The sequence below is a fragment of the Blastococcus sp. SYSU DS0753 genome (assembly GCF_054051175.1).
Map to the genome: position 1 here is coordinate 1 of NZ_JBJHAT010000036.1, position 26,920 is coordinate 26,920.

Sequence of the window (26,920 nt, forward strand, 5' to 3'; positions counted from 1 at the left end):
CGCCCCCAAACACCCCCCCACCCCACCCCCCCCCCCCCCCCCCCCCCCCCCCCCCCCCCCCCCCCCCCCCCCCCCCCCCCCCCCCCCCCCCCCCCCCCCCCCCCCGGGGCCCGGGTCGTTCCCGGGCCCGGGCCGGGGCCGGCGCAGGGGTGCTGCTGAGCTGGCCGCGTGCCAGGAGCCGGGAGAAGCTGGACGGGTGGAGGAAGGCGCATGAGCGAGGACCAGGGGGTCGTGTTCCCGGCCGGGGCCGACGGACGCCGGAGCACGGCGGCGCTGGGCCGGGCCGTCGTCGCGGATGCACTGCGCCCCGCCGACGCCGCCGGCGCGCTGGCCGCCGAGCGGGAGACCAACTGGCGGGCGGGCTACCTGACGCACTTCCGCCGGCTGGTGGAGGCCGGGCTGCCCTCGCCGGAGGCGGCGCAGGCCATCGCCGCTGCCGGCCTGGCGTCCCTGCACTCGCGGATGCGGGTGGCCGGGCCCGAGGGGGAGGCCGACCTCGCCGGGCTGACCACCGCGCCCGCCGGCCGGGTGCTGCACACGGTCGAGGTGACCGGCACCGCCGAGCCGGAGCGGGAGCTGTCGCTGCCGTTCCGCGGCGGGCGGCTGCGGGGTGACGCCCTGCTGCGCCGGCTCGACGACTGGGTGGCCGCGGGGGTCGTGGAGCCGTCGTGCGCGGAGGCGGTGCGCACCGTGGCGGCGCACCCCGAGTGGCTGTCGCTGCCGGACACCACCGTGGTCGTGCTCGGGACGGGCGCCGAGATGGGACCGCTCACCGCACTGCTGCGCTGGGGCGCCCGCGTGGCCGGGGTGGACCTGCCCCGCGCGCCGCTGTGGGAGCGGGTGCTCGACATCGCCCGGTCCGGCGCCGGCACCCTCCTGGTGCCCGTGGCGGAGCCCGGGTCGGAGCCCGACCCGGCGCGCGCGGGAGCCGATCTGATCGCCGAGGTCCCCGCGGTGGCCGACTGGGTCGCGGGGCTGCCGGGGTCCCCGGTCCTGGGCAACTACGTCTACGCCGACGGTGCCACGAACGTGCGCGTCTCGGCGGCCGTCGACGCGCTCACCGTGCGGCTCGCGGGTGCGCGGCCGGAGCTCGCGCTGGCGTTCCTGGCCACCCCGACCGACGTCTTCGCCGTCCCCGCCGAGGCGGTGGCGCAGTCGGTGGAGGCGTACGCGCGCCGCAGCCGCACGGCGAAGCTGCTCGGCCGCCCGCTGCGGACGGTGTCGGGCGGCCGGCTCCTGCAGCGCGCCTACGTGCCCGGCACCGACCCGGGCATCGCCGACAGCCTGGTGGCGCAGCAGGGCCCCAACTACGCGCTGGCCAAGCGGCTGCAGCGGTGGCGGGCGACCGCCGCACGTGCGGCGGGCAGCACGGTGTCGATGAACGTCGCCCCGCCGACGCGGACCCGCTCGGTGGTGAAGAACCGGGCCCTGGCCGCGGCCTACGCCGGCGCCCACCGGTTCGGCGTGGAGATCTTCGAGCCGTCGACGTCGAACGTGCTCATGGCCGCGCTGCTCGTGCACGACCTGCACACCGGCGGCGGACCGGCGCACGAGCACCCGTGGCAGGACGAGGCGCACGAGGCCGCGCACGGCGGGTTGTGGCGCGCGGCGTACCAGCCACGCAGCGCGCTCGGGCTGGCCGCGCTGCTGGGCTACGGCGCGGCCCGCGGCTGACCGGACCGCGTCGCCGGTACTGGTGCGACGGGTCCGGGCGGACCACAGTGGGCTCCCCGAACGGTGGGAGCGCCAGATGGCCGGGTTGTTCAGCGCACGCACCCTGCTCACCGTCCTGCGGACCGGGAACGCCCGGGCCCGGTTGCGGGCCACCCGTGACGGGCAGGCCGCGGTCCGGCTGAACCTGGGCGCCGCGGCGCTGCACACCGGCGTCCTGGACGCGCTCGGCGACCGTGCGGTGGCGACCCCGGAGCTCGCCCGCCGGCTGGCGGTGGCCCGCGACGACCTGCTCGCAGCCTTCCTGCGGGTGCTCGCGGCCGCCGGCCTCGTCCGGGAGGACGCCGCCGGCTGGTCCCTGACCAGCGCCGGGCGCGCCCTGCGGGACGACGACCTGGTGCGGGCCTCCTACGAGGCGTTCGCCGGGTTCCACACCGGGCTCTACCGCCACCTCGGTGACCTGCTGGCCGGTGGCCCACCGCGGCGGGACGTCGCCGAGCAGGGGGCGGTCATCGCCCGGGTGTCGGCCGCCTTCGAGCCGTTCGTCGACGACGTCCTCCGGGAGACGGTGGCGGACGTGTCCCCGCGGCGGGTGGTCGACGTCGGGTGCGGCGCGGGGCTGCAGCTGGCCGCGGTGCTGGCGGCGGCTCCGCAGGCCGAGGGCGTCGGGGTGGACGCCGACGCCGACGCCGCCGCCCTCGCCGAGCGCACCCTCGAACGGCGCGGGCTGGCGGGACGGGCGCGCATCGTGCGGGCCGACGTCCGGGAGCTGCCCGACGAGGGCGGGTTCGACCTCGCGCTGCTGGCCAACGTCGTCTACTACGTCCCGGTGGCGGAGCGCGTCGCCCTGTTCGCCGACGTGGCGGGGCTGCTCGCGCCGGGGGGCACCCTCCTGGTCGTCACCACCGTGGCGACGCCGCAGCTGTTCAGCCGGCACTTCGACCTGCTGCTGCGGGCGCAGGAGGGCGGCATGTCGCTGCCGGGGGCCGCGGACCTGGTCGCGGGGCTGCGCGCGGCCGGGCTGCGACCGGGAGAGACCCGGCGGATCGCCCCGGGCGCCCCGCTCGTGGCCGTCGCGGCCGTCCGGCCGCGGTGACCGGACCGGTCAGGCCGGGCCGACGAGCCCCGCCACGATCTCCGCCGAGAGGCCCACCAGCGGCAGCCCCCCGCCGGGGTGCGCCGAGCCGCCGACCAGGAACAGCCCGGGGATGCGCGAGGCGTTGCCCGGGCGCAGGAACGCCGCCCGGGAGCCGTTGCTGGAGCTGCCGTAGATCGACCCGCCGACGCTGCCGGTGCCCCGCGCCAGGTCGGCCGGCGTCCGGATCTCCCGCCAGCGGAGGCGGTCCCGGACGTCGAGCCCGCGGCGGGCCATGACCGCCAGCACCCGGTCGGCGTACCGCTCGGCGAGCCCCGGGGCGTCCCAGTCCACCCCGTGCACCGGATCGTGCCGCGGCGCGTTCACCAGGACGAACCACGACTCGCTGTCGCCGTCGGGCACCAGCGCCGGGTCGTCGGGCGCGCTGACGTAGACGGTGGGATCGGGCACCGGGCACGGTCGGCCCGCGTACCGGCCGGTGCCGAAGACGGCGTCGAACTCCGCGTCGTAGTCGTCGGGGAAGAGCACCGTGTGGTGCTCCAGCCCCGGGGTCCGGCCGCGCAGCGCCAGCAGCAGCACGAACCCCGACAGCGACGGTGTGGCACGGGCCAGGTCCCGCCGGACGCCGCGGGTGCGCCGGTCGGTGGGCAGCAGGTCGGCGTGCAGCGCGGCGGCGTCGACGCCGGAGACGACGACGTCGGCGCGCAGCCGCTCGCCGTCGGCCAGCTCCACGCCCGCAGCCCGGCCGCCCGCCACCAGCACCCTGCGCACCGCGCAGCCGGTGCGGACCGCGGTGCCGCCCGCGACGGCCCGGTCCCGCACCGCCGTCCCGAGCCGGTGCAACCCACCCCGCACGTACCAGGAGCCGAAGGCCTGCTCGGCGTAGGGGACGGTGGCCAGCACCGCCGGCGCCCGGCGCGGGTCCGAGCCGGAGTAGGTGGCGTAGCGGTCCAGCACGGTGCGCAGGTGCGGGTGGCGCAGGTGGCGGTGACCGAGGCCGCGCAGCGACCGCCACGGCGCGATCGCGGCGACGTCGGCCGGGCGCCGGGCCAGCCGCGCCAGCGTCGTCGCCCCGGCCAGGGGGGTGCGCAGGAACGGCTCCTCGCTGATCCGCCACATCGCCGCGGCCCGCTCCATCAGGGCGGCCCACTGGGCTCCGGCGCCGGCCCCCAGCGCGTCGTCGAGCGCGGCGGGGACGGCCTCTGCGCGGCCGGGCACGGTCAGCCGGGTGCCGTCGGCGAACCGGTAGCCGACCGCCGGGTCCAGCCGGACCAGGTCGACGGTGTCCTCGAGCCGGCTGCCGGTCGCGGCGAACAGGTCGCGGTACACCTGCGGCAGGGTGACCAGGCTCGGCCCGGTGTCGAAGGCGTGCCCGTCGCGGGTGAACCAGCCGAGCTTCCCGCCGACGTCGGGCGCCTGTTCCACGACGGTCACCGCGTGTCCGAGGGCCGCCAGCCGCGCGGCGGCCGCCAGCCCGCCGAGCCCGGCGCCCACGACCACCACCCGCGCCACCGACCCACCGTAGCCAGCCGGCCCGGAGCGCGTCGGCGGGACGGGGCCCTCAGCGCGGGACGGCGAGCGCCAGCACGGCGAGGTCGTCGGGCTCGTAGCGGGAGCCGGCCAGCTGGGCCTCGACCGCGGCCGAGATCGCGCCGACGGCCGCTTCCGGATCGGCGACCGGCGCGCCGGCGACGACCCGCAGCAGCGCGTCCTCGCCGAACTGCCGCCCGGCGTCGTCCCGCGCCTCCGTGACGCCGTCGGTGTAGAGCACCAGGGTCGACCCGGGAGGCAGGTCCAGCGTGGTCTCGGTGAGCTCGACGTCGGCATCGATCCCGAGGGGTGGGCCGGCGGTCCCGACCGGACGGGCGTCGGAGTCCGCATCGGAGACGACGGGGAGCGGGTGCCCGGCGACGGCGAGACGGACCCGGTGGCCCGGCCCCGCCGGTTCCAGCACCAGGCAGCAGGCGGTGACGAACCGCAGCGGCCCCGTCCCCTGTTCGTGCAGCAGCGCGGTGTTGACCGCCCGCAGGATCTCCGCCGGGCTCCCCGTGGCCGCGGCGCGGGCGGTGTGCCGGGTGACCGCCGTGACCGCCGCCGCCTCGGCTCCGGTGCCGCAGACGTCGGCGATCAGCACCATCCAGCGGCCGTCGGGCAGGGGGGTGACGTCGTAGGTGTCGCCGCCCACGAGGGCGGAGTCCCCGCCCGCGCGGTAGCGGGCCGCCAGCTCCACCCCGGGGATCGTGGGCAGGTGGGAGGGGAGCAGGCTGCGCTGCAGGGTGTCGGCCAGGTCGCGGATCACCGACTCCGCGCGCAGCCGGGCGAGGAACTGGCCGATCTGCCGGCCGGCGTGCCCGAGCACCTCCAGCAGCTCGGGGGGCACGGGCCGGGACTGCGTCGAGAACAGCTCGCAGACGGCGAGCAGCGTGTCGCCGCTCAGGACCGGGAACGCGACGCCGGTGCCGAGCCCGTCGGCCCGGACGACGTCGCGGCGGACCACCCGGGGGTCGGCGGCGAGGTCCTCGGCCACGACCGGGACCCGGTGCAGCCAGGCGCCCCCCGGCAGGCCCTCACCACGGCGGAAGACCCGGCGGGGGGCGTCGGCGGCCAGCGCCGGCACGTCCGCGCCGGGAGCGGCCCAGGTGCCCGCGTGCACGAGCCGGCCGTGCTCGGTGTCGGCCTGCCACAGCAGGGCGGCGTCCCAGTCCAGCTCCGTGCACAGCGTCGGGAGCAGCTGCTGGAAGGCGACGTCGGCGTCGCGCGCCTCGGTCAGCGCCGCCGTCACCCGCAGCGTGGCGGCCAGGTAGCGGCTGACGGCGAACTGCCGCTCGAGGAGGATCGTGGTGCTGGCGTCGCGGAGCACGGCGACCACGAGCGCCTCGTCCGGCGACGCGCCGTCCGCCGGGGTCAGGCGCGACAGGGTGAGGTCGACCGGCACCTCGTGACCGGCTGCGTGGAGCGCCGGCAGCTGCGTGGTCGCGCCGACGAGCTTCCCCTCGCCGGTGGCCCGGTACCGGGAGAAGCCCTCGTTGTGGCCGTGCCGGAGCCGCTCGGGCATGAGCAGCTGCAGCGGCCGGCCGATCAGCGCCGCCGGGTCGTGACCCAGCAACGTCTCGACGGCCGGGCTCACGTACGCGATGCGCCCGTCGCCGTCGGCCACGATCACGGTGTCGGGCAGCGCGGCCAGCAGCGTCGCCGCCGGTACGCCAGAGGTGGACCCGGGCACTCTTCCCCCTGCGTGACGTTCCCCGACGGAACGTAACGGCTCCGTCACGATGAGCCTCTCACAGGTCGGGTGGGGGTGCCGACGCGAGATGTCGACATGTGGTCATGCCGACATTTCGCCATGTCGGCCCCGGGCGGCAGCGGCTCAGAACGCGTAGCGGATGCGCAGCCAGGGGGCGTGCCGGGTGACCAGCTCGCGCAGTCGCGCGACCGCCGCCCGCTTGATCCCGGCGCGGTAGCGCACGTTGTCCTGCCCGTTGGAGCTGCGCTTGGGCTCCTGCAGGTCGGGGCGCCAGAGCAGCTGCTCGGCCGTCGGGTGCCACCCGAGGTTCACCTCGTGCAGGGCCTCGTTGTGGGTCAGCATGATCACCTCGGCGGCGGCCTGCGCCTTGGCCGCCGCGCCGAGCTCGTCGTCCAGCCGCGCCAGGAGCCGTCCCCAGGCCTCCTCCCAGCCGGCGTGCAGGACCACGGGCGAGAGGTTCAGGTGCACCTCGTAGCCCGCGGCCACGAAGTCGTCGACGGCGGCGATGCGGTCGGCCACCCGGCTGGTGCGCACGTCGAGGACCCGTGCGTCGTCCTCGGGCATCACCGAGAAGCGCACCCGGGTGCGACCGGCCGGGTCGAGGTCGAGCAGCTGCCGGTTCACGTACTTGGTCGCGAAGGACGCCTTCGCCGTCGGCAGGCCGCGGAAGGTGCGCACCAGGTCGGCGACGTTGTCGCTGACCAGCGCGTCCACCGAGCAGTCGCTGTTCTCGCCGATGTCGTAGACCCAGCTCTCCGGGTCGCACTGGTCGGGCTCGGTCTTCGGTCCCTGCCGGGCGACGTGCCGCCGCAGGTGCCCGGCGATCTGGTCGATGTTGGTGAAGACGGTGATCGGGTTGGCGAAGCCCTTGCGCCGGGGCACGTAGCAGTAGGCGCAGGCCATGGCGCAGCCGTTGGCCGTGCCGGGGGCGATGAAGTTCGCGGAGCGGCCGTTGGGCCGGGTGACCAGCCCCTTGCGGACGCCGAGCACCAGCGTCTCGGTCTTCACCCGCACCCAGCGGTCGACGTTCCCGGCGTTGCCGTGCAGCTCGGGGATCTGCCAGTGCGAGGGCACCTCGACCACCTCGGCGTCGGGGAACCGGCCGAGCACCTGGCGGCCACGCGGGGACTCCGTCGCCGCCGGTTCGGCGTAGATGCGGCGGACCTGCAGGAGGTGGTTGGGCGGCATCGGCGCCGGCGGCGGCCCGACCTCGAAGAGCGTGAGCGGCTCGGCGGCTCCCATACCGGGTGCAGCACCCGCGGGGCGGCCGCCATTCCGGTGCGAGACTGCGCGGGTGAGCGCACCGGGCGGCCCCCGCATCGATCTCAACGCCGACCTGGGGGAGGGCTTCGGCGTGTGGCGGCTGGGCGACGACGACGCGTTGCTGGAGGTCGTCAGCAGCGCCAACGTGGCCTGCGGGTTCCACGCCGGGGACCCGGTCACGATGCGTCGCGTGTGCGGTGCCGCCGTGGCCGGGGGCGTGGCCATCGGCGCCCAGGTCTCCTACCGCGACCTGGCCGGGTTCGGCCGGCGCTTCGTCGACGTCGCCGCGGACGAGCTCGCCGCCGACGTCCTCTACCAGCTCGCCGCGCTGGACGGCGTGGCCCGGACGGCCGGGGGACGGGTCTCCTACGTCAAGCCGCACGGGGCCCTCTACAACGCCGTCGTGCACCACGCGGCGCAGGCCCGCGCCGTCGTCGAGGCGGTCGCCGCCTACGACGCCGGGCTGACCGTGCTGGGGCTGCCGGGCTCGGCGCTGCTGCGCACCGCCGCGGCGGCCGGGCTGCCCACCGTGGCGGAGGGGTTCGCCGACCGCGGCTACGCCCCCGACGGCAGCCTCGTGCCCCGCGGGTCGGTGGGAGCGCTGGTGCACGAGCCGGAGGTGGTCGCCGAGCGCGCGGTCCGCATGGCCGCCGAGGGCAGCGTGGTCGCGGTGGACGGCAGCGTGGTCCCGGTCGAGGTGGGGTCGGTGTGCGTGCACGGGGACACGCCGGGCGCGGTGGAGCTCGCGCGGTCGGTGCGGGCAGCGCTGGAGGCGGCCGGGCTCGCGGTCGCCCCGTTCACCGGGTGAGCGGTCAGTCGCCGGGGCGCAGGTCCTCCATCGAGCGGCGCCCGGAGAGCAGGGCGGCGGCGACCTCGTCCACGGACCGCCCCGACGTGTAGGCCTCGGTCCGGAGCAGGGCCAGCGCCTCCTCCGGATCGATGTCTCGGGCGACGCCCAGCTTGCCCACCGCCTCCCACACCGCCGCCCGCTGCCGCGGTGCCGCGCCGCGCAGCCAGTCCGGTCCCTCCGCCGGTGTCCAGGTCGACCAGACTGCGGCGTCGCTGAGCGCGGAGCTGACCAGCTCGCCCACCGCGCCCGCCGCGAAGACGTCGAGCTCCACGACGGCGGCCGACCGCCTGAAGTACAGGTCGAGGGCCCCTTCCCCGGCGGGGCCCGGGTGCAGGGGGAGGGCGACGACCGCGCGGAAGGGGGTGCCGCGCAGCAGCAGGTCGGCGAAGATCGGCCACCGGCGTCGCAGGTCGTCCTCGACGGCGAACACCGGCTGGCCGGTGGCCTGGGCCGTCGCGCACGGCCCCTCGCCGACGGTGAACTGCATCCGTTCGGCGCTCGCGGCCGCCGGGTCGCTGGCGCCCAGCGGGAGCCGCCGGGCGGTGCCGTCCACCAGGACCAGGCCGGCACCGTCGACCCGGAGCAGTTCGGCGCACACGCGGCTGAGCCGCAGCGGCAGGGCCTCGGGCCCGGCGAGCGCGGGATCGGACTGCCGCGCCAGAGCGGCGTCGAAGCGCCCCCCGATGGTCATGCCCGATTGTCCGTCGGTGTGGCGGTGCGCACATCCTGGCCGGTGTGCGGCCCCGCCCGGATCGGCCGATCCCGGCGGCGTCACAGGGCGATCTGGTCCTCGCGGCCGGTCCGCCACTCGACGAGCACGATGGTGGCGTCGTCCTGCAGCCGGCCCGCCTGGTGGTCCAGCACGCTGCGCATCAGCCGGCGGAGCGTCTCCGGCGGGGGGTCGCCGGCCGTCTCCGCGCGGACAACGAAGTCCGCGAGGCGCTCCTCGCCGAAGAAGTCGCCCGCCGGCGATCGCGCCTCGGTGACGCCATCGGTGTGCAGCAGCACCCGGTCGCCCGGGCGCAGCTGCACCTCGCACGTCCGGGCGGGCCCCCGCTGGAGCCCGAGCGGCAGGTCCGGGCGGCAGCTGTGGGCGGGCAGGAGGACGCCGTCGCGCACGATCAGCGGGGAGCCGTGCCCCGCGTTGACCCAGGTGAGCCGGCCGGACTCCAGGTCGAGCCGGGCCAGCAGCGCGGTGGCGAACCGGCTGCCGGGGAACTGCCCGGCGATCGCGGCGTCCATCGCCGCCGACGTCGCGGGAAGGGAGAGCTCGTGCCGGCGGGCCGAGCGATAGGCGCCGACGGCGACCGTGGTCAGCAGCGCGGCGGGCAGACCGTGGCCCACCGCGTCGAGAACCATGAGGTCGGCGACGGGGCCGTTCACGGCGTAGTCGAAGGTGTCCCCGCCGATCTCGTACGTGGGCTCCAGCGCCGCGGAGATGACGATCCGCTCGGTGCCGAAGGTCAGCGGTGGGACCAGGTCCCACTGGATCTCCGCGGCCAGGCTCAGCGGCCGGGTGCGCCGCAGCCGGGCGAACACGTCGCTGTAGGCGTCCCGGGTGACGCAGAGCTCGGCCACCAGTGCGGCGAAGGCGCGGCGTTCCTCGTCCTGCTCCGCCGGAGGCACGGTGTCGAACAGCAGCTCCAGGACGCCGACCCGCTCGGCGCCGTCGAGCAGGGGGAGCCAGAGGCGCACGGCAGCGTCGTCGCCGGGGCTCGGGGAACGGGTCTCCTCGACCCGGCGGAAGGCGAGGCCGCCGATCGAGCCGTCGACGGACAGCCCGGTGCGCGGCGGAACGTCCTCGCCGTCCACGGGGACCAGGGAGGACTGCTCGTAGTCGGCCAGGTAGACGACGGCCGCTCGGGCGCCGAGGAGCCTCGCGTGCCGGGAGACGACCGAGCCGAGCTCGTCGGCCGTCAGGTGGTGCGACGACCGGAGCAGCGACCGCAGCGGGTCCTGCCCGGAGGCCGTCGTCGAGGTCACGGCGGTCCAGCATTCCACCGGCGTGCGGACCGGGCGAACCGAGCTGCGCGGCGGAGGGGCAGTCACGGGCCCGGGGGGATGCCCGATCATGGGCGGGTGGGCGACGGTGGGGGAGCGGTGCGTGCACTGCCCTACGGCGATCGCGCAGTACTGCTCGAGGTGGCGGACGTCGCCGCGATCCCTGGGCTGCGGGCCGCGCTGCTCGACGCCCCGCTGGCCGGGCAGGTGGACCTGGTGCCGGCCGCCCGCACCCTGCTCGTCCTGCTCGATCGGCCGGTCACCGACCTCGACGTGACCACCCTGTGCCGGCTGGCCCCCGCCGCGCCCGCGGCCGGACCGGCGCGCGCGGCCGTGGTGCTGCCGGTGGTCTTCGACGGACCGGACCTCGCCGAGGTCGCCCGGCTCACCGGGCGGACGGCGGACGCCGTCGTCGCCGCGCTGACCGGCACCGCGCTCACCGTCGCCTTCGGCGGCTTCGCCCCGGGCTTCGGGTACCTGACCGGGCTGCCGGAGGAGCTGCACGTGCCGCGCCGGGCCACCCCGCGCACCCGGGTACCGGCCGGCTCGGTGGCGCTGGCCGGCCCGTACGCGGGCGTCTACCCGCGTGCCTCGCCCGGGGGCTGGCAGCTGGTCGGGCGCACCGACGCGGTCCTCTTCGACGTCGGGCGCGACCCGCCGGCGCTGCTCGCCCCGGGCACGACGGTCCGCTTCCGGGCGGTGGCCTGAGTGCTCACCGTGCTGACCCCGGGGCCGTTCGCGACCGTGCAGGACGCCGGGCGGGCCGGCTGGGCGTCCGTCGGGGTGCCCCGGTCCGGCGCCGCGGACCGGCCGGCGGCGGCGCTGGCCAACCGGCTGGTGGGCAACGCGCCGGCGGCCGCGGTCGTCGAGGCGACGGGCGGGGGGCTGCGGGTCCGCGCCGAGCGCACCCTCCTGGTGGCGGTGACGGGTGCCCCGGTGCCGGTCGTCGTGGACGGGCGTCCGGCGCCGTTCGCCGCGCCCACCACGCTGCGCCCCGGCGCCGTGCTGGGGCTGGGCCCCCCGCGCGCCGGCCTGCGCAGCTACCTGGCGGTGCGGGGCGGCGTCGACGTCCCGCCGGTGCTGGGGTCGCGCAGCACCGACACCCTGTCCGGCCTCGGGCCGGCCGTCCTGACCGCGGGCACGCGGCTGCCGGTCGGCGGGCTGGCGGGGGAGGAGCCGGTCGTCGACATCGCGCCGGTGGGCGCGCCGTCGGACCGGCCGGTGCTGCGGGTGCTGCCCGGGCCGCGGCGGGACTGGCTCGACGACGCCGCGTGGCCGGCCCTGCTGCGGGCCGGCTGGGCGGTCGGTGCCGACAGCGACCGGGTGGGGTTGCGGCTGGCCGGTCCCCGGCTCGGTCGCGGCCGCGACGGGGAGCTGCCCAGCGAGGGGCTGGTGACCGGGGCGCTGCAGGTGCCGCCCGACGGCGCCCCGGTGCTGTTCCTCGCCGATCACCCGGTCACCGGTGGCTATCCGGTGCTCGCCGTCGTCGTCACCGCGGACCTGCCCGCCGCCGCCCAGCTGCGGCCCGGGGACGTGGTCCGCTTCCGCGCGGCGCGCTGACCGGCATCAGCTCCCGCGCACCGGCAGCACCGCGGGCCCGTGCGGGCCCGGCACGATGCGGGCGCGGGCGCCGTAGTGCTCCGCCAGCACGGCGGCGGTGAGCACCTCCGCCGGGCTGCCCTCGGCGGCCACCCGCCCCGCGGCGAGGAGGGTAAGCCGGTCGGCGTACTGCCCGGCGAGGGTGAGGTCGTGCAGCGTGCTCACGACGGTGAGCCCGTCCTGCCGCCGCAGCCGGTCGAGCAGGTCGAGCACCTGCTGCGCGTGGCCGAGGTCCAGGGCGGCGGTGGGCTCGTCGAGCAGCAGCACCCGCGGTCGCTGGGCCAGCGCCCGCGCGAGGACGGCGCGCTGCTGCTCCCCACCGGAGAGGGCGACGACCGCCCGGTCGGCCAGCTCGTCGAGCTCCAGCCGGTCCATCACCTCGGCGACGACCTCGCGATCGACCCGCCGGGGTGCGGCCAGCAGCGGACGGTGCGGGGTGCGGCCGAGCAGGACGTAGTCCCGCGTGCTGACCCCCTCGGGCAGCACCGGCAGCTGCGGCGCGTAGGCCAGCAGGCGGGCCCGGTCGCGGCGCGGCATCCCGGTGAGCGGGACGCCGTCGATGCGCACCTGGCCCTCGTGCGGGTGCAGCCCCAGCACCGAGCGCAGCAGCGTGGACTTGCCCGACCCGTTGGGGCCGATGATGCCCAGCCAGCCGCCGGCCGCCACGGAGAACCGGACGGCGGCGAGCACCGGGCGCCGTCCGTAGCCGGCGTCGAGACCCACGACCTCCACGCGCGCGCCGCCGGCACCGCGCGGGCCGGGTGGTCCTCCGCTCACCGTCGCCGCGCCCCCGCCCACAGCAGACCCGCGAAGAACGGCGCGCCGACGAAGGCGGTGACCACGCCCAGCGGCAGCTCCGCGGGGGCGAGCACGGTGCGGGCGAGCAGGTCGGCGAGCACCAGGAACGCGCCACCGGCCAGCAGGGACACCGGGAGCACCCGGGCGTTGGCGCCGCCGACCAGCCGGCGGACGATGTGCGGCACGACCAGCCCGACGAAGCCGATCAGCCCGCTGACCGCCACGGCCGACGCGGTGGCCAGCGACGCGGCGACCACGACCAGCAGCCGCAGCCGGCCGGGGTGCACGCCGAGCGAGCGGGCCTCGTCGTCGCCGACCGCCAGCACGTCCAGGGGGCGGGCGCACAGCAGCAGGGCGACCACCGCCACCCCCAGGTAGGGGAGGACCAGCCCCACGTCGGACCACTGCGCGCCGCCCAGGTGCCCGAGCAGCCAGCCGTAGATCTCCCGCAGGTCGTCGGTGTTCTGCTGCTGCACCAGCGTCTGCGCCGCGGCGAGGAAGGCCGCGACCGCGATGCCGGCCAGCAGCAGCGGCGCGCTCTGCGAACCGCCGGCCGCGTGACCGAGGGCCAGCGCGCACCCCACACCGACGAGCGCGCCGACGAAGGCGGCCAGCGGGACCACCCCGACCGGGCCGACCTGCTGGCCGGGTGCGTAGGCGAGGACCAGGGTGGCGCCCAGCCCGGCCCCGGCCGCCGCGCCCAGGAGGTAGGGATCGGCGAGCGGGTTGCGGAACACCCCCTGGTACGCGGCGCCGGAGACGGCCAGTCCGGCGCCGACCAGCACCGCGAGCACGACCCGGGGCAGGCGGAGCTCCAGCAGCACCGCTGCGCGGGTCCCCTCCAGAGTGCCGGGGACGTCGAGGCCCAGCGGCGCCAGCGCGCGGTCGAGCAGCGTGGCGACGACCGCGCCGGGCGGCAGCGGCACCGCGCCCACCCAGACCCCGGCGAGCGCCGCGGCCACGAGGGCGGCGGTGACGCCGGCTCCGGAGAGGAGTGCGGAGCGCGGTGACCGCACGGCACCCGGCCCCGCCGCGGTGCGGCCGGGCCGGGTGCCGTGGGTGGTGCTCATGCCGCCGGGCTCAGTCCTGCAGGGCCCCGGCGACCGCCTCGGCGAAGTCGGCCACGCGCGGACCCCACCGGGAGGCGATGTCGTCGTCGACGGCGAGGACCCGCCCCTCGGTCACCGCGGGCACCGAGCCGAACGCCGGCCGCTGGGCCACCGTCTCGGCGCTCTCGCCGCAGCACTCGGTGTCGGCCAGCACGATCAGCTCGGGCGCCTGGTCGACGACGTACTCGGCCGACAGCTGGGGGTAGCCCCCGGCCTCGGGGGCACCGTCGGCGATGTTCTCCAGGCCGAAGAGGGAGTAGATCCCGCCGATGAACGTCTCGCTCGTCGCGGAGTAGAACGACGGGTCGAGCTCGTGGTAGACGCGCATCCCGGCGACGGCGTCGGGCACGGACGCGACGGCGGCGTCGATCCGGTCCTGCACGTCGGCGACCACCTCGGCCGCCTCGTCGTCGTGCCCGGTCGCCGTCCCGAGGGTCTCCAGCTGCGCGTAGGTGTCGTCGAGGTCCTCGGCGGCCTCGAGCAGCAGGACCGGGACGTCGAGCGTCTCGAGCGCGTCGACGATGCCGTTGATGTCGTTGCTGAGCACCACCAGGTCGGGGTCGTACCCGGCGACGGCCTCGGCGTTGGGCGTGAACGCCGACAGCTCCGTGGTCGGCGCCTCGGCCGGGTGGTCGGAGTTGTCGTCGACGGCCTCCACCTGCTCCCCGGCGCCGATGGCGAAGAGCATCTCGGTGGCCGTCGGCGACAGGGAGACGATGGCCTCCGGCCGCTCGTCGAGGGTCAGCTCGCCGTTGTCGCCGGTGACCGTCACGGGGAAGTCGCCGGCGGCCGTGGTGGGGGCCGCGTCGTCACCGCCGTCCGAGGCCCCACCGCAGGCGGGCAGCGCCAGGACGGGGGCCGCCAGGAGGGCGAGGACGGCGCGCGCGGGTCGCCGCGGGGCGCGCGAGGTGCGCGCCGCCCGGGAGGAGGTGCCGAGCAAGGAAGAGCCTCCAGAGGAGGCGGCGGGCGTCGCCCCCGAGCTGACCCGACGCCCGATGCGCGACCCCTGCCGCGAGGGTCGGTTGCACGGCGCAGGGCAGGCGATCTGGCTCGGGCCCGCACGGGGCCATCACAGTTGCGGGACAGCGCCGGGTTCGCACCGGGCTTCGCTGCGGCTGCACCGCCGGCAGACGCCGGCGGGCTGAAAGGTACCAGCGGGCGGGACGCGGACGGCCGGAACCGCGGCGGTCGGCTCACCCGCGGGCGGCGAGCACCTCCGCGTAGACATCCACGGTCTGCCGGGCGATCGCGGCCCAGCCGAACTCGGCGACGACCCGCTCGCGGCCGGCGGCGCCCATCGCGGTGGCGCGCTGCGGATCGGCGAGCAGCTCGCCGGTGCGCGCGGCCAGGCCGGCGGCGAACCCGGTCGGGTCCGCCTCGTCGTAGGGCACCAGGAGACCGGTGCGGCCGTCGTCGACGACCTCCGGGATGCCGCCCACGGCGCTGGCGACGACGGCGGTGCCGCACGCCGCCGCCTCCAGGTTGACGATGCCCAGCGGCTCGTACACCGACGGGCACACGAAGACCGTGGCACCGGTGATCAGCGGCACCAGCTGCTCGCGCGGCAGCATCGCCTCGATCCACACCACGCCGTCGCGGCGGGACTGCAGCTCGGCGACGGCGTCGGCGACCTGCTGCCGCTCGGCCGGGGTGTCGGCGGCCCCGGCGCACAGCACGAGACCGGCATCGGCCGGCAGCTGGTCGGCCGCGGCCAGCAGGTGGGCCAGCCCCTTCTGCCGGGTGATCCGGCCGACGAACAGCGCGTACGGCCGGTCGGGGTCCACCCCGAGCCCGCGGACCACCTCCGGGGCGTGCACCGGGCGGTAGGCCTCTGCGTCGACGCCGTTGTGGACGACGTGCACCCGGACCGGGTCCAGCTCGGGGTAGACGGCGAGCACGTCCTCCCGCATGCCCGCGCTCACCGCGACCACCGCGTCAGCGGCCAGGTAGGCGGTGCGCTCGGCCCAGGAGGACAGCCGGTAGCCGCCGCCCAGCTGCTCGGCCTTCCACGGCCGGCGCGGTTCCAGCGAGTGGGCGGTGACGACGTGCGGCACGCCGTGCACCAGCGCGGCGAGCAGCCCGGCCGTGTTGGCGTACCAGGTGTGGCTGTGCACGAGGTCGGCTCCGGCGAGCGCGGCGGCGATCTCGACGTCGACCCCCAGCGCCTGCAGGGCCCCGTTGGCGTCGGACAACCCGGCGGGCACGGCGTGGGCGGTCGCGTCCGCCCGTGCGCCGCCGAAGCAGTGGACGTCGAGCTGCGGCCCGTCGGGCAGGGCACGCAGCGCCGACACCAGGTGCTCGACGTGCACCCCCGCGCCGCCGTAGACGTCCGGCGGCCACTCTCGCGTGACGATCCCGATGCGCACGCCGTCACCCTAGAAGGATCACCTTTCCCCCCGCGCCTCGCAGGCTCGGCGCGGGCCCCTGAAAGGTGGCCGTTCCAGCGCGTCACCGGGCTCGGCGCGGGACCCAGACGGGTGGCCTCCGTGCGGTTCGTGCTGTGCCCGCGTCGGCCAACGGATACGTTTCTGGCATGCGCGGCGGTCCACGGGTGCTCGGCATCGTCCTGGCGGGCGGTGAGGGGAAGCGGCTGTCTCCGCTGACCCAGGACCGCGCGAAGCCGGCCGTCCCCTTCGGCGGCAACTACCGGCTCATCGACTTCGTCCTCTCCAACCTGGTCAACGGCGACATCCGGCACATCGCCGTCCTCACCCAGTACAAGAGCCACAGCCTGGACCGTCACATCACCCAGACCTGGCGGATGTCCAGCCTGCTCGGCAACTACGTGACACCGGTGCCGGCGCAGCAGCGCCTCGGCCCCCGCTGGTACACCGGCAGCGCCGACGCGATCTTCCAGAGCCTGAACCTCATCTACGACGAGCGCCCGGAGATCGTCGTCGTCTTCGGCGCCGACCACGTCTACCGCATGGACCCGGCGCAGATGATCGACCAGCACCTGCAGACCGGTGCGGGCGTCACCATCGCGGGGCTGCGGGTGCCGCGGCGGGAGGCGACCGAGTTCGGCGTCATCGACTCCGACGCGGCGGGCAAGGTGCGGGGGTTCCTGGAGAAGCCCGCAGAGCCGCCCGGCCTGCCGGACTCGCCCGAGGAGAGCTTCGCCTCCATGGGCAACTACGTCTTCACCACCGACGCCCTGCTCGAGGCGCTGCGCACCGACGCGGAGGACCAGGACTCGGTGCACGACATGGGCGGCTCGATCATGCCCATGCTGGCCGACGCAGGAGAGGCGTGGGTCTACGACTTCTCCACCAACGTGGTGCCCGGCGCGACCGAGCGGGACCAGGGGTACTGGCGCGACGTCGGGACGATCGACTCCTACTACGACGCGCACATGGACCTGGTGTCGGTCTCGCCGGTGTTCAACCTCTACAACGAGCGGTGGCCGATCTACACGCTGCCGCCGCAGCGCCCGCCGGCGAAGTTCGTGCTGGGGGGCCGCGCCGAGGAGTCCATGGTCAGCGCCGGCGCGATCATCGGCGGCGGCTCGGTGCACAACTCCGTGATCTCGCCGGGGGTGCGCGTCGAGCGGGGCGCCCGGGTCGAGGACAGCGTCGTCATGGACGGCGCCTACATCGGGGAGGGTGCGCAGGTCCGGCGGGCGATCCTGGACAAGAACGCCGTCGTGCCCGCGGGTGCGCGGATCGGTTTCGACCACGACCTGGACCTGGAGCGCTACCACGTCAGCGCGGGCGGGATCACCGTGCTCGGCAAGGGCGCCCGCGCCTACCTGTAGGCCCCGTCCGGAGGCTCGCCGCGAGCCTGCGAGTGGTGGGGGGGACCGAGGTCCTTCTGGGGGTCCTTCTTCGCGTTACCCGCGCTTGGTGGCGACGAGCAGGCCGGTGCCGATCGGCAGGACGGCGGGCAGCAGGGTCTCGTCGTCCCGGATCGTGCGGGCGATCTCCCGCCAGGCCACCGACTGGGGGTCGCGGGCGGTGCGGTCGGCGACCCGGCCGCCCTCGAGCAGCCCGTGGCAGGTCAGCGTGCCGCCGACCCGGACCAGGGCGAGCAGTGCGGCGAGGTGCTCGGCGTACTCCCGGGGCGGGCCGGCGCAGCACACCATGTCGTAGCCGCCGGGCGAGAGCCGGGGGAGGACCTCCCCGGGGGTGCCGAAGATCAGCCGTGCCCGGCTGGCCGGCACGCGGGCCTCGGCGAGGGCGGCACGTGCCGCGCGCAGCTGCTCGGGATCGCCGTCCAGCGCGGTCAGCACCCCGTCGGACCGCATCCCGCGCAGCAGCCACAGCGCGGCCAGCCCCCCGCCGCTGCCGATCGAGACCACCGAGCGGGCAGCGCTCGTGGCGGCGAGGACGGCCAGGGTGGCGCCCACCGGGGGCTCCACCGGGCCCGTCCCGGGTAGGAACTGCGCGCGGCGCCGGGCGGCCACCATCTCGGGGGACTCGGCGGCGAAGCGGTCGGCGTAGGCGGCGCCCGGGTCGGTGCCGCCTCCGGGCGGCGGCTGATCGGCGCTCATCACCGGCCGAGGGTAGTTGCCCGCACCGCCGCCGCCGCGTGCGCGGGCGCACCTGTGCGTCTGCTGGGAGTCCCGGTGCGCGGGAACACGGGTGTGCCGATCGACCGTTGACCAGGACGTGCGATTCACGCGTGCCGCGTCCGGTCCCGCCGACGCCGGGGAGGTCGCGGGCGGCCCCGTCTGCGATCCTGGTGGCGTGCCCGAGGCCACCGCCCCGCAGTCCGCCGCTCCCGCGGAGCAGCCGGGCTGGGTGGCGCCGTCCTGGGAGCAGGTCGTCCGCGACCACTCCGCCCGGGTGTACCGGCTGGCCTACCGCCTGTCGGGCAACCCCCAGGACGCCGAGGACCTGACGCAGGAGACCTTCGTCCGGGTGTTCCGCTCGCTGGCCGACTACTCGCCGGGCACCTTCGAGGGCTGGCTGCACCGGATCACCACGAACCTGTTCCTCGACATGGTCCGGCGTCGGCAGCGGATCCGCTTCGACGCGCTGCCTGACGACACGGAGCGGCTGCCCGGCCGCGCGCCGAGCCCGGAGCAGGTGTACGCCGACACCCACCTCGACCCCCAGGTGCAGGCGGCGCTCGACGCGCTGTCCCCGGAGTTCCGGGTGGCCGTCGTGCTGTGCGACATCGAGGGGCTGACCTACGAGGAGATCGCCGCCACGCTGGGCATCAAGCTCGGCACCGTGCGCAGCCGCATCCACCGGGGGCGGGTGCAGCTGCGCGAGGCGCTGGCGCACCTGGCCCCGCGCCGGGCGGGCGTCCCGGGGGAGGTGGGGGCATGAGCATCCCGGAGAGCCACCTGGCGCAGGAGGCGATCGCCGCACTGGTCGACGGCGAGCTGTCCGCCGGGCCCGCCGGTCGGGCGGCCCGCCACCTCACCGCCTGCGCCTCCTGCCGGATGGCCGTGGCCGCGCAGCGCGAGGCCAAGGAGGCCCTCCACGGCTCCGCCGACGTGGCCATGCCCGGTGATCTGCTGTCCCGGCTCCGCGCCATCCCCTTCACCGCCGAGGTACCGGGGGCCGGTGCCGCCACCGGGGGGCTGAGCGCCTCGGCCGGGGAGCTGACGGTCACGGGCAGCACCGGCGCCTTCTCCGTCGACCTCACCGAAGGGGCGCACCGGCGCACGTCGTCCGACCACCGCTGGTTCCGCCGCGGCGTCGCCGGGACGATCGTCGGCCTGGGCGCCGGGGTGACGGCGCTGGCGCTCACCCTGCCGCCCGACGGCGGCCGCGCGCCCGCGGCCGATCCGGTGCGGCCCGAGCAGCACACCGAGGTCGCGCCGCCGGTGCTGCGGACGGTGACCATCGGCACCGTCGGCGGCCTCGGCTCCCCGGGCGGGACCCCCTGAGCAGCACGCGGCGCGACGCCCCGGAGGACGGCGACGCCGCCGCCTACGCGCGGCCCGAGGGCCAGGCCGGCGCCTTCGACGAGACGACGGCCCCCCGGGTGGCGCCCGGCCCGGTCCGCGCCCCCCAGCCCAGCCCCGCGCAGGCCACGGCCTTCGGACGCCCGGAGCGGGTGACGGGCAGCTTCGCCGGCGACCGCCCGACCCTCCCGCCGCGCCCGGTGCCGCCCCCACCGCCCGAGGCGCTGCTGCGCGCCTTCGGCCCACCCGCTCCGGGGCGGGGCGGCCTGCAGGAGCCGCCGGGTGGCCGCCCCGGACGGCGGCGCACCGCCACCGGCCCGTGGTGGAAGGCCGACGCGCGTGAGGACCCCTGGCGCGACCCGTCGTCCCCCGCCGCGCTGGGCGCTCCCGCCGTGTACGACGAGGACCGCCAGCCCGGCCCCGTCGTCGTGGACGCCCGCGGCCGCCGCAAGGTGCGGCTGCGGGACCTCTCGATCCGCCTGACCACGCTCGCCGTGCTCGGCCTGCTGGTCGTCGGCCTCGTCGGTGGCGGCGTCGGCTGGTACCTCACCCGCACCGCGGACGAGACGCCCCTCCACACCCCGGGCACCACCCTCACCCAGGTCGATCCGGGCGGGCCCCGCGAGCAGGGGTCGGTGTCGGGCATCGCCGAGGCGGTGATCCCGGCGGTCGTCTCGATCGAGGTGCGCGTCGGCCAGGCCGGTGCCACCGGTTCCGGGGTCGTGATCGACGGCGAGAACGGCTACATCGTCACGAACAACCACGTCATCTCCGGCGCCGACGACGTCGAGGGCGCCGAGATCCGGGCGGTCTTCTCCGACGGCAGCGGATCCGCCGCGCGCATCGTGGGCCGCGACCCGGCCAGCGACCTCGCCGTCGTCAAGGTGGAGAAGCCCGGTCTGGTGACGGCCGCGCTGGGCCGGTCCGGCGACGTCGTGGTCGGCGACCCGGTGGTGGCGATCGGCTCGCCGCTGGGGCTGGCGGGCACCGTCACCAGCGGGATCGTCAGCGCGCTGGACCGCCCGGTCCGGCTCTCCGGCGAGGGCACCGACACCAATGCGGTGATCAGCGCGGTGCAGACCGACGCCCCGATCAACCCGGGCAACTCCGGTGGGGCGCTGGTCGACGGGAGCGGGGCGCTCGTCGGCATCAACACCGCGATCGCCTCGACCGGCGCCGGTGGGTCGATCGGCCTCGGTTTCGCGATCCCGGTGGACACGGTGAAGCGGATCACCGAGCAGCTCATCGCCACCGGCTCGGCCGTGCACGCCACGCTCGGCGTCAACGCCCGCTCGGTCACCGACGGCACGCGCGACGGCGCCCTGGTCGTCAACGTCGAGCCGGGCAGCCCCGCGGCCGAGGCCGGCATCCGTGAGCAGGACGTCATCATCGCCGTCGGGGACACGCCGGTCGGCAGCTCCGAGGAGCTGGCCGTCGCCGTCGACGCCCGGCAGCCGGGGGACGTCGTGACCGTCGAGCTCGTGCGCGGCGGGAGCTCGCGCACGGTCGAGGTGACGCTCGCCGCCGCATAGGCCCGGCGGCGGCTACGCTGACCCTCGGTAGCGCTGGCGGCCGGAGGAACAGGGAGCACGGTGTTCGACTCGATCGGCTGGGGCGAGATCTTCGTGCTGGCGCTCGCCGCCCTGTTCATCTTCGGGCCCGAGCGGCTGCCCGACCTGGCGCGCGAGGCCGCCGCCGGGCTCAAGCGGTTGCGCAGTGCGGTCACCGGCATGCGCACCCAGGTCAACGACTCCCTCGGCGACGACTTCGCGGAGCTGCGCGACCTCGACCTGCGCAAGTACCACCCGCGGACGTTCATCCGCGAGCAGCTGCTGGGTGACGACGACGACGCCCGGGTACCCGCCGCCACGGCGAACGGGGCGACCGCCGCCACGGTGGTCGCCGCGCAGCTGCGCGACCGCAGCGTCCCGCCGCCGTTCGACATCGACGCGACCTGACCCCCTGAGCCGGGCGGCGCAGGACGACCCCTGCCACGACTCTGGGGGTGTTCCTCCCGCTGCTGGACTCCTGAAGGACGCCGACAGCGGGAGGAACACCCCCAGAGCGGGTGGCTCAGCTCAGTGCTTGACGGGGGTGAGCCCGAGGCTCATCCCGGAGAGCCCGCGCTGGCGGACGGCGAGCCCGTCGGCGATCTTCTCCAGCGCCTTGGCGGCCGGGGTCTCGGGGTCGGCGAGGACGATCGGCGCACCGGCGTCGCCGGCCTCCCGGAGCCGGGTGTCCAGCGGGATCTGACCCAGCAGCGGGACGCGCGCACCGAGGGTGCGGGTGAGCGCGTCGCTGACCGTCTGCCCTCCGCCGGAGCCGAAGACCTCGACGCGCGAGCCGTCGGGGAGCTCCATCCAGCTCATGTTCTCGATGACGCCGACGACCTGCTGGTGGGTCTGCGTGGCGATCGCACCGGCGCGCTCGGCCACCTCGGCCGCGGCCAGCTGCGGGGTGGTGACGACGAGGATCTCGGCGTTGGGCAGGAGCTGCGCGATGGAGATCGCGACGTCACCGGTGCCCGGGGGGAGGTCCAGCAGCAGGACGTCGAGGTCGCCCCACCACACGTCGGCGAGGAACTGCTGCAGCGCGCGGTGCAGCATCGGCCCGCGCCACACGACCGGGGTGTTGCCCGGGGTGAACATGCCGATCGAGATGACCTTCACGCCCATCGACTGCGGCGGCATGATCATGTTGTCGACCTGGGTGGGCTTGTCGTCGACCCCGAGCATGCGCGGCACGGAGTGGCCGTAGATGTCGGCGTCCACGACGCCGACCGACAGCCCGCGCTTGGCCAGGGCCGCGGCGAGGTTCACGGTGACGCTGGACTTGCCGACGCCGCCCTTGCCCGAGGCGACGGCGTAGACGCGGGTGAGCGAGCCGGGCTGGGCGAAGGGGATCACCGGGTCCGCGGCGTCGGTGCCGCGCACGGTCTTGCGCAGCTCGGCGCGCTGCTCGTCGCTCATCACGTCGAGGGCGACCTGCACCGAGGTCACGCCGGGGACGGCGCCGACGGCGGCGGTGACCCGGTTGGTGATCGTCTCCCGCATCGGGCAGCCGGCGACGGTCAGGTACACCTCGACGTCGACCGAGCCGTCGGGCCCGATCCGCACGTCCTTGACCATGCCGAGCTCGGTGAGCGGGCGGTTGATCTCCGGGTCCTGGACGGTGGCCAGAGCGGCGTTGACGGCGTCGAGCGCCGGGGTGCCGGTCAGCTGGTCGGACATGGTGTTCGTCTGTCTCCTTCGACGGGGGACCGGCGTCCGGCGGTCTGCGGCCAGAAGCGGCGACCTGCGCGATCGGTCGCCTGCCACTGTACGGCGGGTGGCGGCCCGGCCTGCCCGGCGGAGGGTGATCTACCGCGCAGCCGGCCGCGTCCTAGGGTCGGGGTCGTGCCGGCCGACCGCTCCCAGACCCTGCGCGACGCCGTGGGGCTGGGCCTCGCGGTCGGGCTGTACGGCATCGCCTTCGGAGCCGCCGCCGACGCGGCCGGGCTGGACGTCTGGCAGGCGATGACCCTCTCGGCGCTGATGTTCACCGGCGCGTCGCAGTTCGCGCTCGTCGGCGTCCTGGGGGCCGGCGGGAGTGCGGCGGCGGCCGCGGGCAGCGCGCTGCTGCTCGGCACGCGCAACACCGTCTACGGCGTCCGCATGGCCCCGCTGCTGGCGCCCCGGGGACCGGCCCGGCGGGCCGGTGCGGCGCACTGGGTGATCGACGAGACGACGGCGATGGCCGTGGCCGCGCCCGACCGCGAGCTGGGCCGGCTGGCGTTCTGGGCCACCGGCGCCACCATCTACCTCGGCTGGAACGTCACGACGCTGATCGGCGTGCTCGGCGCCTCGGAGCTCGGCGGGGCGGCGGAGGCGGCGCTGGACGCCGTCGTTCCCGCGGCCTTCCTCGCGCTGCTGTGGCCCCGGCTGCGCGCGGGCTTCCCGGAGGCGCAGGTCCAGCGCCGCGTCGCCCTCGGGGGAGCGGTGGTGGCGCTGGCCCTGACGCCGTTCGTGCCCGCCGGCGTGCAGGTCGTCGCCGCGGTGGTGGCGGTCGCGCTCGCCGGCCGGCCGCGGTCGGAGGTCCGCCCGGCATGAGCGCTACCGCGGTGTGGACGGCGGTCCTGGTGGCCTCGGCCGGCTGCTACCTGCTGAAGCTGGCCGGCCTGTCGGTGCCGGCGGCGTGGGTGGAGCAGCCGTGGGTCGCGCGGGTCGTCGACTTCGTGCCCGCCGCGCTGCTGGCCGCCCTCGTGGTGGTGCAGGCCCTCACCAGCGGCGACCGGCTCGTGCTCGACGGGCGGCTGGCCGGGCTGGCCGTCGCTGCCCTGGCCCTGGCGCTGCGGGCGCCGTTCATCGTGGTGCTGGTGCTCGCGGGGGCGGCCGGGGCGCTCGTGCACGTCGTCACCGGCTGACCGGTACCGCGGCGCGCCGGAACCGCAGCTCACCCGCCCCTCGGCCAGGATCGCGGGGTGACAGAGCTGACCGAGGCTGCGACGCCGGGGCGGGCGGCCGCCCGGCGGGAGGCGTTTCTGCGGCTCGCCGGTCTCGCCGTCCTGGGCGGGGTCGCCGGCGTGGCGGCCAAGCTCGGCGACGAGTCGGGGTGGCGGTGGGCCGCCGATCTCGGCACCTACCCGGCGGCCTGGGTGCTCGTGGTGGCGCTGATCGGGCGGTTCGCGCCCGGCGTCGCGTCGGCCGCGGTCCGTGCGGCCGTCTTCTTCGCCGCGATGACCGCCGCCTACTACGGCTGGGCGGTCCTCGTGCTCGGCTTCGGCTACGACCCCGGGCTGATCGCCGCCTGGCTGCTGCTCGCGGCCACCGCGGTGGCGGTGTTCGCGGCGGTCTGCTGGTGGGCCTCCCGCCGGCCGGGTCCGCTGGCCGGGGCGCTGCTCGCGCTGGCCGCGGGGACGGCCCTGGCGAACGGCGCGCTCCGCGGCTTCTGGCTGGATCGGACGGGCAGCGACGTGGTGCTGCACCCGGTGCAGGCGGTCGTGGAGGTCGTCGTCGTCCTGGTCGTCGTCCTGCTGCTGCCCCGCCGGCGCAGCACCCGGCTGTGGGCGCTGGGACTGCTGCTCCCCATGGCCTGGCTGGCGCAGGAGCTGCTCGACCGCCTGTACGGGACCGGCCTCGTCCGCTGACCGGCGGCACGGGGTCGTCCGGGGATTGGGGGGCCGATCGGGGGGCACGGCAGCGGGTGCCCGACCCCGACGATCGGAGGGACCCCGTGCAGTACCGCGAGATCACCACCCCGGGAACGAGTGCGGAACGCGAGCGCACCTACGTCGTGATCCTCGACGAGGGGGACGAGGCGGTGGCGGCGCTGACCTCGTTCGCCCGGGAGGAGCGGCTCTCCGCCGCCCAGGTCACCGCCGTCGGCGCGTTCCGGCGCGCGGTGGTCGGCTGGTTCGACCGGCAGACCAGCGACTACCGGCGGGTCACCGTCGGCCAGCAGTGCGAGGTGCTCTCGCTGATCGGCGACGTCGCCCTGGGCACCGACGGGAACCCGGCGCTGCACCTGCACGCCGTCCTCGGCCTGCCCGACGCCACCACGCGCGGCGGCCACCTGCTCGAGGGCGAGGTGTGGCCCACGCTGGAGGTGGTGGTCCGGGAGAGCCCGGCGCAGCTGCGCAAGACCATGCGCCCGGAGATCGGGCTGGCGCTGATCGACCTGGACCGCGCCGAGCACTGAGCGGGCTCAGGCGACCGGGTCGCGCTTCCGCTTGCCCTTCTTGTCGCGCCGCTCCCGGTCCTCGCCCTCGTCCGGCACCAGCCGGTTGAGCTCGCCGCGGATGAAGTCCCGGGTGGCCAGCTCGCCGACGGCCACGCGGAGCGCGGCCAGCTCGCGGGCCAGGTACTCGGTGTCGGCGCGGTTCTGCGCCGCCCGGGCGCGGTCCTCCTCGGCCTGCACGCGATCGCGGTCGGCCTGCCGGTTCTGCGCCAGCAGGATGAGCGGGGCGGCGTACGCGGCCTGGGTCGAGAACGCCAGGTTGAGCAGGATGAACGGGTACGGGTCCCAGCGCAGCTGGACGGCGAAGACGTTCAGCGAGATCCAGACGACGACGAGGATCGTCTGGACGGCCAGGAACCGCCCCGTCCCCAGGAAGCGCGCGATGCCCTCGGCGAATTGCCCGACCGCGTCGGGGTTGAGCCGCAGGAAGCTGCCGAACCGGCGGGCGCCGCCGCGCGGGACGTCCAGCCGGGGCGTGTCAGCCACGGCGCGCCCGCTCCCGCCAGTCATCGGGAAGCAGGTGGTCGAGGACGTCGTCGACGCTCACCGCGCCGACCAGCCGGCCCTGCGCGTCGACCACCGGCGCGGCGACCAGGTTGTAGGTGGCGAAGTAGCGGGTGACCTCGGCGAGCGGCGCCTCCGGCCTGAGCGGCTCCAGGTCGTCGAGCACGCCGCTCACCAGGGTCGAGGGTGGCTCGCGCAGCAGCCGCTGGATGTGCGCGAGCCCCAGGTACCGCCCGGTCGGCGTGGCCGACGGCGGGCGGCAGACGTACACCTGGCTGGCCAGCGAGGGGGTGATCTCCTCCTGCCGCACCCGGGCCAGCGCCTCGGCGACGGTGGCGTCGGGGGAGAGGATGACCGGCTCGCTGGTCATGATGCCGCCGGCGGTGTCCTCCGAGTACTTGAGCAGCTGGCGCACCGACTCGGCCTCGTCGGGCTCCATCAGCTCGAGCAGCCGGTCGCGGTCGACGTGGTGCAGCTCGGAGAGCAGGTCCGCGGCGTCGTCGGGGTCCATCTCCTCCAGGACGTCGGCCGCGCGGCCCTCCTCCAGCGTGCCGAGGATGGTGATCTGTTCGGCCTCGGGGAGCTCGCCCAGGACGTCGGCCAGCCGCACGTCGTCCATGGCCTCGGCGACCTCGTGCCGGCGTTTGATCGGGAGCTCCTGGAGCGCGTGCGCCATGTCCGCTGCGTTCAGCTCCCGGTAGGTGGCGATCAGCGTCTCGGCGCCCTGCCCGGCCGGCGAGAGCGCCAGCCCGGTGACCTCGCCCCACTCGAGCTGGTGCAGCTGCCCGCGCCGGCCGATGCGACCGGGCTCCTGGACGGCGACCCGGGACAGCAGCCAGTCGCCGGTGCGGGTCTGCTCCATGCCGGCGTCGACGACCGTGGCCGGGCGGCCGGACTCGTTGATCGTCACCTGCCGGTCGAGCAGCTCGCCGAGCACGAGGGTCTCGCCGCCCCGCTGCTCGAACCGCTTGAGGTTGAGGGTGCCCGACGCGAGCATCACCGCTCCCGGGTCCAGCGCCGTCACCCGGCCCATCGGCACGAAGATCCGCCGCCGGGCGACCACCTCGACCACGAGGCCGAGGACGCGGGGGCAGGCGGTGCCCACCCGGAGCCCGACGACGACGTCGCGGACCTTCCCGACCCGGTCGCCGTTGGGGTCGAAGACGGTCAGCCCGGCAAGCCGGGAGACGTACGCCCTGGTCGCCGTCGTCAC

General features: G+C 76.4%; 27 protein-coding genes. 14 read left to right on the top strand and 13 right to left on the bottom strand.

The features are described 5' to 3' along the window. The first annotated feature begins 210 nt into the window (after positions 1 to 210). The gene (locus tag ACI799_RS19655) at positions 211 to 1,674 is read left to right on the top strand and encodes a hypothetical protein (RefSeq protein ID WP_456613751.1); all 1,464 of its coding nucleotides are present in this window, start codon (positions 211 to 213) and stop codon (positions 1,672 to 1,674) included. Between the two features lie 142 nt (positions 1,675 to 1,816). Then, positions 1,817 to 2,767, top strand: a complete 951-nt coding sequence (locus ACI799_RS19660) for an SAM-dependent methyltransferase (RefSeq protein WP_456599742.1) — start codon at positions 1,817 to 1,819, stop codon at positions 2,765 to 2,767. 9 nt (positions 2,768 to 2,776) lie between these two features. Here the strand turns inward: ACI799_RS19660 and ACI799_RS19665 are convergent, their stop codons facing one another. The 3 genes from ACI799_RS19665 to ACI799_RS19675 form a co-directional block, all read right to left on the bottom strand. Further along, the gene (locus ACI799_RS19665; RefSeq protein WP_456613752.1) at positions 2,777 to 4,279 is read right to left on the bottom strand and encodes a phytoene desaturase family protein; all 1,503 of its coding nucleotides are present in this window, start codon (positions 4,277 to 4,279) and stop codon (positions 2,777 to 2,779) included. A 49-nt stretch (positions 4,280 to 4,328) separates the two neighbouring features. Then, a complete protein-coding gene (locus ACI799_RS19670) occupies positions 4,329 to 5,990 on the bottom strand; it encodes a SpoIIE family protein phosphatase (RefSeq protein ID WP_456587313.1) in 1,662 nt (553 codons plus the stop codon). A gap of 144 nt (positions 5,991 to 6,134) precedes the next feature. Further along, positions 6,135 to 7,253 carry a spore photoproduct lyase family protein gene (locus ACI799_RS19675; RefSeq protein ID WP_456587314.1) on the bottom strand — a complete coding sequence of 373 codons (1,119 nt, stop codon included), beginning with the start codon at positions 7,251 to 7,253 and terminating at the stop codon, positions 6,135 to 6,137. Positions 7,254 to 7,305: 52 nt separating this feature from the next. On the opposite strand from ACI799_RS19675, the gene ACI799_RS19680 reads away from it, so the two are divergent. Then, positions 7,306 to 8,082, top strand: a complete 777-nt coding sequence (locus ACI799_RS19680) for a LamB/YcsF family protein (RefSeq protein ID WP_456587315.1) — start codon at positions 7,306 to 7,308, stop codon at positions 8,080 to 8,082. Between the two features lie 4 nt (positions 8,083 to 8,086). On the opposite strand, the gene ACI799_RS19685 is transcribed toward ACI799_RS19680, so the two are convergent. Both ACI799_RS19685 and ACI799_RS19690 read right to left on the bottom strand, forming a co-directional pair. Then, on the bottom strand, positions 8,087 to 8,815 hold the full coding sequence (locus ACI799_RS19685) for a GAF and ANTAR domain-containing protein (protein WP_456613753.1): 729 nt from the start codon (positions 8,813 to 8,815) through the stop codon (positions 8,087 to 8,089). Between the two features lie 80 nt (positions 8,816 to 8,895). Continuing rightward, on the bottom strand, positions 8,896 to 10,107 hold the full coding sequence (locus ACI799_RS19690) for a PP2C family protein-serine/threonine phosphatase (protein WP_456587317.1): 1,212 nt from the start codon (positions 10,105 to 10,107) through the stop codon (positions 8,896 to 8,898). A 117-nt stretch (positions 10,108 to 10,224) separates the two neighbouring features. On the opposite strand from ACI799_RS19690, the gene ACI799_RS19695 reads away from it, so the two are divergent. Further along, the gene (locus ACI799_RS19695; RefSeq protein ID WP_456587318.1) at positions 10,225 to 10,833 is read left to right on the top strand and encodes a 5-oxoprolinase subunit B family protein; all 609 of its coding nucleotides are present in this window, start codon (positions 10,225 to 10,227) and stop codon (positions 10,831 to 10,833) included. Then, positions 10,834 to 11,685: a 5-oxoprolinase subunit C family protein gene (locus tag ACI799_RS19700; RefSeq protein ID WP_456587319.1), complete on the top strand. Its 852-nt coding sequence runs from the start codon at positions 10,834 to 10,836 to the stop codon at positions 11,683 to 11,685. A 6-nt stretch (positions 11,686 to 11,691) separates the two neighbouring features. Here the strand turns inward: ACI799_RS19700 and ACI799_RS19705 are convergent, their stop codons facing one another. From ACI799_RS19705 to glgA, 4 genes are all read right to left on the bottom strand, one after another. Beyond that, a complete protein-coding gene (locus tag ACI799_RS19705) occupies positions 11,692 to 12,456 on the bottom strand; it encodes an ABC transporter ATP-binding protein (RefSeq protein WP_456587320.1) in 765 nt (254 codons plus the stop codon). A gap of 41 nt (positions 12,457 to 12,497) precedes the next feature. Beyond that, a complete protein-coding gene (locus tag ACI799_RS19710) occupies positions 12,498 to 13,592 on the bottom strand; it encodes a FecCD family ABC transporter permease (RefSeq protein WP_456613754.1) in 1,095 nt (364 codons plus the stop codon). A 10-nt stretch (positions 13,593 to 13,602) separates the two neighbouring features. Further along, the gene (locus tag ACI799_RS19715; RefSeq protein WP_456613755.1) at positions 13,603 to 14,571 is read right to left on the bottom strand and encodes an ABC transporter substrate-binding protein; all 969 of its coding nucleotides are present in this window, start codon (positions 14,569 to 14,571) and stop codon (positions 13,603 to 13,605) included. A gap of 253 nt (positions 14,572 to 14,824) precedes the next feature. Further along, a complete protein-coding gene (glgA, locus tag ACI799_RS19720) occupies positions 14,825 to 15,997 on the bottom strand; it encodes a glycogen synthase (RefSeq protein ID WP_456613756.1) in 1,173 nt (390 codons plus the stop codon). A 167-nt stretch (positions 15,998 to 16,164) separates the two neighbouring features. Between glgA and glgC the strand changes: the two genes are divergently transcribed. After that, positions 16,165 to 17,385, top strand: coding sequence for a glucose-1-phosphate adenylyltransferase (glgC, locus tag ACI799_RS19725; RefSeq protein ID WP_456587324.1), 1,221 nt, complete (start codon positions 16,165 to 16,167; stop codon positions 17,383 to 17,385). 75 nt (positions 17,386 to 17,460) lie between these two features. On the opposite strand, the gene ACI799_RS19730 is transcribed toward glgC, so the two are convergent. Next, entirely contained in the window at positions 17,461 to 18,120 is a 660-nt protein-coding gene (locus tag ACI799_RS19730; protein WP_456587325.1) for an O-methyltransferase, read from the bottom strand. 196 nt (positions 18,121 to 18,316) lie between these two features. Between ACI799_RS19730 and sigE the strand changes: the two genes are divergently transcribed. The 4 genes from sigE (at position 18,317) to ACI799_RS19750 (ending at position 21,446) form a co-directional block, all read left to right on the top strand. Next, positions 18,317 to 18,904 (top strand): RNA polymerase sigma factor SigE, encoded by a 588-nt coding sequence (gene sigE, locus ACI799_RS19735; RefSeq protein ID WP_456587326.1) that lies wholly within the window; start codon positions 18,317 to 18,319, stop codon positions 18,902 to 18,904. After that, a complete protein-coding gene (locus ACI799_RS19740) occupies positions 18,901 to 19,470 on the top strand; it encodes an anti-sigma factor family protein (protein WP_456613757.1) in 570 nt (189 codons plus the stop codon). Before sigE ends, ACI799_RS19740 begins: the two co-directional genes overlap by 4 nt. A 170-nt stretch (positions 19,471 to 19,640) precedes the next feature. Beyond that, the gene (locus tag ACI799_RS19745; RefSeq protein ID WP_456599688.1) at positions 19,641 to 21,020 is read left to right on the top strand and encodes a S1C family serine protease; all 1,380 of its coding nucleotides are present in this window, start codon (positions 19,641 to 19,643) and stop codon (positions 21,018 to 21,020) included. 60 nt (positions 21,021 to 21,080) lie between these two features. After that, complete coding sequence (locus ACI799_RS19750; RefSeq protein WP_456587329.1) at positions 21,081 to 21,446, top strand: twin-arginine translocase TatA/TatE family subunit; 366 nt, start codon at positions 21,081 to 21,083, stop codon at positions 21,444 to 21,446. A gap of 120 nt (positions 21,447 to 21,566) precedes the next feature. Here ACI799_RS19750 and ACI799_RS19755 read toward each other — a convergent pair whose 3' ends face one another. Further along, positions 21,567 to 22,718 carry an Mrp/NBP35 family ATP-binding protein gene (locus ACI799_RS19755; protein ID WP_456587330.1) on the bottom strand — a complete coding sequence of 384 codons (1,152 nt, stop codon included), beginning with the start codon at positions 22,716 to 22,718 and terminating at the stop codon, positions 21,567 to 21,569. 165 nt (positions 22,719 to 22,883) lie between these two features. Between ACI799_RS19755 and ACI799_RS19760 the strand changes: the two genes are divergently transcribed. From ACI799_RS19760 to ACI799_RS19775, 4 genes are all read left to right on the top strand, one after another. Next, positions 22,884 to 23,576: an AzlC family ABC transporter permease gene (locus tag ACI799_RS19760; RefSeq protein WP_456587331.1), complete on the top strand. Its 693-nt coding sequence runs from the start codon at positions 22,884 to 22,886 to the stop codon at positions 23,574 to 23,576. Further along, positions 23,573 to 23,890 carry an AzlD domain-containing protein gene (locus ACI799_RS19765; RefSeq protein WP_456587332.1) on the top strand — a complete coding sequence of 106 codons (318 nt, stop codon included), beginning with the start codon at positions 23,573 to 23,575 and terminating at the stop codon, positions 23,888 to 23,890. The genes ACI799_RS19760 and ACI799_RS19765 overlap by 4 nt, the downstream gene beginning before the upstream one ends. 57 nt (positions 23,891 to 23,947) lie before the next feature. Beyond that, positions 23,948 to 24,613, top strand: coding sequence for a DUF6518 family protein (locus ACI799_RS19770; RefSeq protein WP_456587333.1), 666 nt, complete (start codon positions 23,948 to 23,950; stop codon positions 24,611 to 24,613). An 86-nt stretch (positions 24,614 to 24,699) separates the two neighbouring features. Beyond that, the gene (locus ACI799_RS19775) at positions 24,700 to 25,164 is read left to right on the top strand and encodes a PPC domain-containing DNA-binding protein (RefSeq protein WP_456613758.1); all 465 of its coding nucleotides are present in this window, start codon (positions 24,700 to 24,702) and stop codon (positions 25,162 to 25,164) included. 6 nt (positions 25,165 to 25,170) lie between these two features. Here ACI799_RS19775 and ACI799_RS19780 read toward each other — a convergent pair whose 3' ends face one another. Together ACI799_RS19780 and ACI799_RS19785 are read right to left on the bottom strand one after the other, a co-directional pair. Beyond that, positions 25,171 to 25,689 (bottom strand): DUF1003 domain-containing protein, encoded by a 519-nt coding sequence (locus tag ACI799_RS19780; RefSeq protein ID WP_456587335.1) that lies wholly within the window; start codon positions 25,687 to 25,689, stop codon positions 25,171 to 25,173. Beyond that, positions 25,682 to 26,920 carry a magnesium transporter MgtE N-terminal domain-containing protein gene (locus tag ACI799_RS19785; RefSeq protein WP_456587336.1) on the bottom strand — a complete coding sequence of 413 codons (1,239 nt, stop codon included), beginning with the start codon at positions 26,918 to 26,920 and terminating at the stop codon, positions 25,682 to 25,684. The genes ACI799_RS19780 and ACI799_RS19785 overlap by 8 nt, the downstream gene beginning before the upstream one ends.